Source organism: Commensalibacter sp. A3DC (assembly GCF_047307945.1).
Lineage (GTDB): Bacteria > Pseudomonadota > Alphaproteobacteria > Acetobacterales > Acetobacteraceae > Commensalibacter > Commensalibacter melissae.
On record NZ_JAXOQA010000072.1, the window covers coordinates 1 to 7,514 of the forward strand.

General features: G+C 35.5%; 6 protein-coding genes. All 6 read left to right on the top strand.

The annotated features are described in order from the left end of the window. The coding region (cydD, locus tag U0839_RS07780; protein WP_413550420.1) for a thiol reductant ABC exporter subunit CydD at window positions 1–1,654 on the top strand (1,654 nt) is incomplete at its 5' end. Beyond that, a complete protein-coding gene (gene cydC, locus U0839_RS07785; RefSeq protein ID WP_155564829.1) occupies window positions 1,651–3,348 on the top strand; it encodes a thiol reductant ABC exporter subunit CydC in 1,698 nt (565 codons plus the stop codon). The genes cydD and cydC, both read left to right, overlap by 4 nt. A 115-nt stretch (window positions 3,349–3,463) precedes the next feature. Next, complete coding sequence (locus U0839_RS07790; RefSeq protein WP_155567547.1) at window positions 3,464–3,934, top strand: hypothetical protein; 471 nt, start codon at window positions 3,464–3,466, stop codon at window positions 3,932–3,934. 190 nt (window positions 3,935–4,124) lie between these two features. Next, the gene (locus U0839_RS07795; RefSeq protein WP_155571535.1) at window positions 4,125–5,726 is read left to right on the top strand and encodes a cytochrome ubiquinol oxidase subunit I; all 1,602 of its coding nucleotides are present in this window, start codon (window positions 4,125–4,127) and stop codon (window positions 5,724–5,726) included. 1 nt (window position 5,727) lies between these two features. Continuing rightward, window positions 5,728–6,864, top strand: a complete 1,137-nt coding sequence (gene cydB / locus U0839_RS07800) for a cytochrome d ubiquinol oxidase subunit II (protein ID WP_155568732.1) — start codon at window positions 5,728–5,730, stop codon at window positions 6,862–6,864. 16 nt (window positions 6,865–6,880) lie between these two features. Further along, window positions 6,881–7,078 (top strand): hypothetical protein, encoded by a 198-nt coding sequence (locus U0839_RS07805; protein ID WP_155566218.1) that lies wholly within the window; start codon window positions 6,881–6,883, stop codon window positions 7,076–7,078. The last annotated feature ends 436 nt before the right edge of the window (window positions 7,079–7,514 follow it).

Consider the following 7,514-nt stretch of genomic DNA (forward strand, 5'->3'; position numbering starts at 1 on the left):
TAACAAATTTATTAAATTATCAGTAAATTGGTTTGTTATTACTGTTTTTTTATCTTCAATTTCATCAATATTATTAATATTAGAATTGGTGTTGTTGTCAAAAATCATTACTTCAATCATATTTTATAAAGCGAATATTTCTTTTGTTGATAACGAAGTTATTTATTTTATATGTTGTGTATTTTTTCAAATTTGTACCAGATCTGTTTCTGATATTACTGGCATAAAAGCGGCATTAAAAATTACAAAAGCCATAAGGTTGGAGATTTATCAATCACTGTTTAGAACAGGTCCAATTTCCTACAGTCATATTTCTTTGGGGGAAATGGTTAACAGCCTAACAGAAGCCGTCGATAATCTGCTTCCCTATTTTGCACGCTATATCCCCAGTGCCGTGATGATGGTCATATTGCCCCTGTTTATTTTGGCCACTGTTTTAAACTTTGATATTTGGGGTTTTGTGATTTTGTTATGTACGGGTCCTTTAATTCCGCTTTTTATGGCTTTGGTTGGATATACGGCACAGGTGATTATGGATAGACAATGGCGGCAGTTATCCCTGTTAAGCGGAAACTTTTTTGACATGTTGAAATGGTTGAAGACCTTGCGGTTATTTGGACGGGCTGGTGAAAGTTTGAAATTTATTGAAAAACTTTCAGATGAATATCGTAAAACAACACTGTCAGTTATGAAGGTTGCGTTTTTAACGTCAGCAGTGTTGGAATTTTTTTCAAGTTTATCAATTGCAGTTGTCGCTGTGACATTTGGTATTCGTTTGTTAAATGGAACCATGCATTTTCACTCTGCTTTTCTTGTCTTGTTATTGGCGCCAGAATATTTCATGCCTTTACGAGACTTTTCATCGAGTTACCATGCCAGACAAAATGCAAATGCAGCTTTGGATCAATTAAAAAAAATATACAGTTTACCGAAACTAATTAAATTTTCTTATCAAAATAAAAGGATAGATTCATGTATTAAGGAAATCATTCTCGATCATGTAACGGTTAAGAATAAAGAAAATATAAATTTAGTGCAGGATATTACTTGTACATTTTTAAGAGATAGGCTCAATATTATATTTGGTCATAGTGGTGCAGGAAAAACGACCTTATTAAATATTCTACTTGGTTTTTTACCTGTACAATCAGGCACGCTTAAAATGATTGATTTAAAAAACCAGTCACAATCTCTAAATATGGTGGATATTGCCTGGGTTCCTCAAGAACCTTTATTGCTATATGGGACGATTAGGGATAATTTATCCCTGAAAGCTTTTGAACCTTCTCTTGATCAATTGCGTAATGTAGCCAATCAAGTCGGTATTTTGTCTTTTATAGAAACCCTACCACAGGGTTTTGAAACTCATATAGGGGAGGAAGGGCAGAATTTATCGGGTGGACAAATAAGACGCCTTATGTTGGCACGAGCGCTGTTAAAAAATCCAGATATTCTGATTCTTGATGAGCCCACTTCCGGGTTGGATCAAAAAAATGCCTTGCAGATCATTCAGACTATTCAACTTCTTAAAAAGGACAGGATTGTTATTGTGGCAACGCACAATCCCCTTTTAATCTCTTATGGTGAGGTTTCTGTACAAATAGATCGGGGACAACTGCTTCATAATTCAAGGGTTGGTGGCAAGTCGTTATGAATTTTAATTTTTCTTTTTTTCAATTGGTTAAACCGATTAAATGGCATTTAATGCTGGGTCTATTTTTATCTTGTATCGCGGCCCTGAGTAATTTTGGGTTGCTGTTTTTATCAGGATGGTTGATAGCTAGTGCAGCCATAGTTGGATTAACCGGGATTATTGCCGTTCAGGCATTTAATATTATTGTTCCAGCCTCAGGGGTCCGTTTTTTTGCCATAACACGGATTGTGACACGATATTTGGAACGTGTGATCACGCATGATGGCGCATTAAGGGTTATAAGCCTGGCAAGAAAAAAGGTTTATGAATGTCTGATCCCCTTAACACCTGCAGGACTTGTGAATAAAAGAGGGGGTGACTTGCTGGGACAATTTGTTTCCGATTCAGAAAATATAGCAAATTATTATACTGATGCATTGCTTCCTTTTATTCGGGCTTTATGTTGTGGGATTATATTTATTGTTACCTTTTATTTCTTTTTGCCTGTGGCGGCTTTCTCCTTGGCCATAGCTTTTATCATGGCAGTCGGTCTGGTTTCTGTTGGAGTTTACGGTTGTTCATACAAGTATATTTGTCATATTCTTGAATCAAGAAACAATTTACAGGCTGATCTAGGTGAAACTCTGCGTCATTTTGGTGAATTATATATTTTTAAGGTTATTGATCAGTATTTTAAAAAAATTCAGACTGCTCAGAAATCTATTGATCAAAGCAGATTGATGCTGGATTGTATTGAAAGTGTGGCCAAGTCATTAATTACATTTATTATGATGATTTGTGTTATTGCCGTTTTGTTTCAGGCCAGTAATGCTCATCATGATATGGGATTGAATGCAGCTGAAATTCCCATGTTGGTTTTGGGTGTAATGGCAGCTTTTGATGTTGTAATTCCCTTACCACAGGCTTGTCATGCTCATATAAAAGCACGCCTGGCACAAAAAAGGTTACAGATTCTATCAAATGCAGGGAAAAAGAAACAAAGCAGTAGGGTCATCAATTCCGTATCCTCTTCCACCTGTCTCGTATTTGACAAAGTTCAATTCAGTTATCCCCATAACCCAAGAATGATTTTACAGAATGCATCTTTAACAATCAAACAAGGTGATAAAGTGGCGATTATTGGCGAGTCCGGGACTGGCAAAAGTAGTTTGATCAATTTGATTTTTTCGTTTTATCCAATCCAGGCTGGAGAAATTAAGTTTGCCGGTGAAGCTGTCAAGAATTTGAATACGGATAATTTATCTTCTTTTATCACTGTTGTTTCCCAGGATTTTCATCTTTTTTCTGGAAGCATCATGGATAATTTTAGATTGATTGTACCGGATGCAACTGAAAATGAAATTTATGATGTGTTAAAAATTGTGCAACTTGATGATTTTGTTAAACGACTACCAAAGAATATTCACAGTCATATAGGCAATAATGCAATAGAATTGTCGGGAGGGGAGGCAAAAAGATTGGCTATTGCTATTGCTCTTTTACGTAAAACCCCCTGGCTGATTCTTGATGAACCAACAGATGGTTTGGATCAGCAAACAAAATATACAATGATGCAGGAATTATTGAAACTATATGCTGACAAAACTCTGATAATCATTACTCATGAAACAAGTATATTGTTTTTAATGAATCTTGTTTTTTCGCTGGAAAATGGATATTTTCATAAAGTTATCATGGATGACTATAAAAAATAATCTTAATTTCAAAATCAAATTACACGAATATTTTACGTATAATTACAGTTTTTTTATCAATCGATTTTAACAGGATATGTTATAAAGAATTAATATTGTTTTTAGCTGTCTGATAATGTATCCAAAACGGAAAATTGAAGAAAAAAATATAGATAGGGCTTGTAACTATACAGCACTGACAGTTTTGTTTTTCTTTGTTTTTCATTTATTCACTACGCCCCTGACATTTACGAAAATATGGCATTGCCCAATGCATAATGGGCAATTTGCGCCAAAGGCCATGATGCATATGCAACATATGAACAGTATGTTGAGTATGAATAACGCCATTATGCCAATGGATGAGAAAATTTCCTCTTCTCACGGTTCAACTTCTCATTCAAAACAAAAAGGGATACTTTTCTGTCTTTATTGTAGTATTTTTTGGTTGCCAATATCGATTGTTAATTATGAGCCTTTATTACCTTCGATTTTAATATCCATTATTTCATATTTATATCGGATATATCTTGCTAAGGCTCCACTCAATATTTTTTACAAGGCAAATGGGGCAAGAGCGCCTCCATTTTATGAAACATATTCATAAGTAAAATATTCAAACAATATTTGTGTTTGGCTATTATAGAAAACACCTCGTTGATAAAATAGTTTATAAAGCAATCAAATAATCATTCTTTTATTTGGTACAGGGTTTTTTGTTGTCTTTTTCTATGATTTTCTATTTTAGCCAGATATTAGACTAGAACATTTTTTTGAAAAAATGAAAGTTATATAAAATGGATGGGATACACCTTCTGGTTGTAAATCTTTCCCGCTTTCAGTTTGCTTTGACAGCTTTGTATCATTTCATGTTTGTTCCTTTGACACTGGGTCTAACATTTATCTTGGCTGCCATGGAAACTGCCTACGTCATTACTGGTAAAGAAATTTACAAGGAAATGACACAATTCTGGGGAAAATTATTTGGTGTTAATTTTGCGATTGGTGTCGCAACAGGATTAACCATGGAATTCGAATTCGGCACGAACTGGTCAATGTATTCAAGGTTCTTTGGCGATATTTTTGGAACACCTCTTGCGATTGAAGGTTTAATGGCCTTCTTTATGGAATCAACATTTATTGGACTAATGTTTTTTGGATGGGACCGGTTGAGCCGTGGTGCGCATCTGGCAATTACCTATCTTGTCGCATTGGGGTCAAATATTTCCGCCTTATGGATTTTAGTGGCAAATGCATGTATGAATATGCCTGCAGGGGCTCATTTTGATCCAGAGACCATGCGATTAACCTCAACAAGTTTTGTTGCTCTGGTTTTCAATCCTGATGCACAGGCAAAAGCTGTACATACTTCTGTGGCAGGATTTGTAACCGCATCAATGTTTGTAATGGGGATCAGCGCATTTTATTTATTACGTAAACAGCATCGTGAATTTGCCGCACGTTCTTTTCGTATGGCCGCATTATTTGGAATTATTTCAACAATTGCAGTCATAACGCTTGGGGATGTCCTTGGCCGATTGGATTATATGCATCAACCGACAAAAGTTGCTGCAATGGAAGGGTTGTGGGAAACAAGCAAACCTCCTTATGAACCATGGATTTTATTTGGTATTCCCGATGATAAAAAGCAGACAAACCATTTGGAGGTTGGAGTTCCTTTTGTTTTAACCCCTTTGTTAACCCATGATTTTACAACCTCTATTCCTGGTGTTAAGGAATTAAAAAATCAAGCGGTTCCAAGGATTGAGTCGGGCATAAAGGCGGTATCGGCTTTAAAACGTTATGGGGAAGACCATCGACAGGCCGATCTTGATATATTTAAGGCTCATCAAAAAGATATGGGATATGGTTTTCTGGCAAGTCAATATGCTCCGGATCAGGATATAGCAAAGATTACGCCAGAGTATAAATCGACTATTGTTGAAAAAACCAAGAATGATATTGTCCCTAATGTCTTTGTCACATTCTGGGCCTTCAGAATTATGGTTTTCCTTGCAATTTATTTCTTTGTCATTTTTGCCATGGGATCTTATGTAAGTCTGAAAAGACAAATTGAAAAAAACCGTTTGTTTTTAAAGATAATTACATGGTCAATTCCGCTTCCTTTTATTGCATCCGAGTTCGGTTGGATCACAGCAGAGGTAGGAAGACAACCATGGTCCGTTTATGAAATTCTGCCGACCGTTGTTTCTTCGTCAACACATAGTGCGGGATATATGGTTTTTTCCTTGATTGGCTTTTTATTATTTTACAGTGTATTTATTGTCGTGGAATTTTATTTGATGTTTAAATTTGCTCGACTTGGGCCGGTAAAATATCAAGATAGGGATTCTTTATCGAAAAAAGTGTTTACATATCAAGAAGGCTGGGGAGATTGATATGGAGTATTATGTAATTCTCAAATTAATCTGGGCAACATTATTATGTATCCTGCTTATTGGATTGGGCCTGATGGTCGGTATGGATATGGGTGTTGGTATGCTTCTTCGTTTCGTTGGCAAAAATGATGTTGAGCGTCGTACAGCCCTTAATATTATCGGACCCCATTGGGAAGGGAATCAGGTATGGTTTATTTTGGGAGCAGGTGCCATTTTTGCTGCTTTCCCAACCTTGTATGCCACGGCGTTTTCTGTTTTTTATGTTGTTATGGTTTTACTGTTGTTCAGCATGATTTTGCGACCTGTAGCTTTTGAATTTAGATCAAAAGTTGATGCAAAATTATGGCGTTCGAGTTGGGACTGGATTTTTTTGATTTCTGGTTTCTTTCCAATGTTTGTCTGTGGAGCAGCCTTTGGTAATATCTTGCAAGGTGTAGGATATCATTTCATTTGGAATGGACAGTATTTTCAAGATGAATCTTTCTGGAGTTATCTGATTAATCCATTTGCTGTTTTATGTGGTTTATTATCGGTTTCGTTAAGTATTTATCAAGGTGGAGCCATGTTGATGATACGTGGTGAAGATCCCATTTATTTACGGGCAAAAAAATATGCCACTATTGCAGGGATGATAGCGATAATATTATTTGTGTTGGGAGGATTATGGATTACGCAAATTAAAGGATTTGTTTTAGTCAGTGGTCATCCTGCAATGCCTTCAAATCCATTATTTGGTCAGAATGTTGCATTATATAAAGGGGCCTGGTTACATCATTTTTATGAACATCCAATTTTATGGGGATTACCTTTGCTGGGTGTTTTATGCATGTTACTGGGAACATTAATGGTTAAATCTGATAGACCTGTTGTTGCCTGGTGGATTGGGCTTGGTTCCTGGATTGGTGTTATTGGTACGGTTGGGGCTGCCATGTTTCCGTTTTTTATGCCTTCAACAACAATTCCAAATCAAAGTCTGACAATATGGAACAGTTGCGGTAGTTTATATGGACTAATTTGCATGGCTGTTGTGGCTTGTCTTTTTGTGCCCATCATCCTTTCTTATACGTCATGGTGCTTTTATGTCATGCGGGGTAAGGTTAAAATTTCCAATATCATAAATGATCATCACAGTTATTGAATAATAAGGTGTTATTATGTCTATATTTCTACGTTTCACTGGATTAGGCCTAGTTTTAATAGTCGCATTATTAATCGCTGTTTTTGTGGGTGATCAGGGACCTTGGTATTTTGCATGGTTAATTGGTACAGTGATGATTATTCTCATATCAGTGGCAGGGGCAGTTTTATTTGATGCTCAATCAGATTTACGTGATTCAACAGGAGAATTCTAATGGGTGGTTATCTTGAATTAATCATATTTTGCGTTCCTTTTATTTATTTGGCTGTTTATTTGATATTTTATTTTATTACTAAAAGAATTTTTCCCTAATGTAATAGATGTATTTTAAATAACAAAGCCGAGAAAAATATTTTTCTCGGCTTTGTTATTTAAAATAATTAAGTGATATATTAAAATTTGTAAATGAATAATATTGATAAGTTAATTAACTAAGGCAAATAATCCCTATTCAATCAATAAGTAATTAATTAATTTCTTATTATGATTAATTAGTTATTTTACAATAAAGTTGGTTGGGATTATATATGTCTATTCAAAGACCTGGAAAGCTTTTCTCCTCTAAATGGGCAGAAAAAGGCGAGCGTTTTGATATTGTTGAATCTGGTGCAGATCATCGAAATGGACGTGCGGATATTGAAAAAGGTTTC

Excerpts from the sequence above, each read along its gene's own strand:
- cydC (WP_155564829.1), top strand. The coding sequence starts at position 1,651 with ATGAATTTTAATTTTTCTTTTTTTCAATTGGTTAAACCGATTAAATGG.
- U0839_RS07790 (WP_155567547.1), top strand. The coding sequence starts at position 3,464 with ATGTATCCAAAACGGAAAATTGAAGAAAAAAATATAGATAGGGCTTGT.
- U0839_RS07795 (WP_155571535.1), top strand. The coding sequence starts at position 4,125 with ATGGATGGGATACACCTTCTGGTTGTAAATCTTTCCCGCTTTCAGTTT.
- cydB (WP_155568732.1), top strand. The coding sequence starts at position 5,728 with ATGGAGTATTATGTAATTCTCAAATTAATCTGGGCAACATTATTATGT.
- U0839_RS07805 (WP_155566218.1), top strand. The coding sequence starts at position 6,881 with ATGTCTATATTTCTACGTTTCACTGGATTAGGCCTAGTTTTAATAGTC.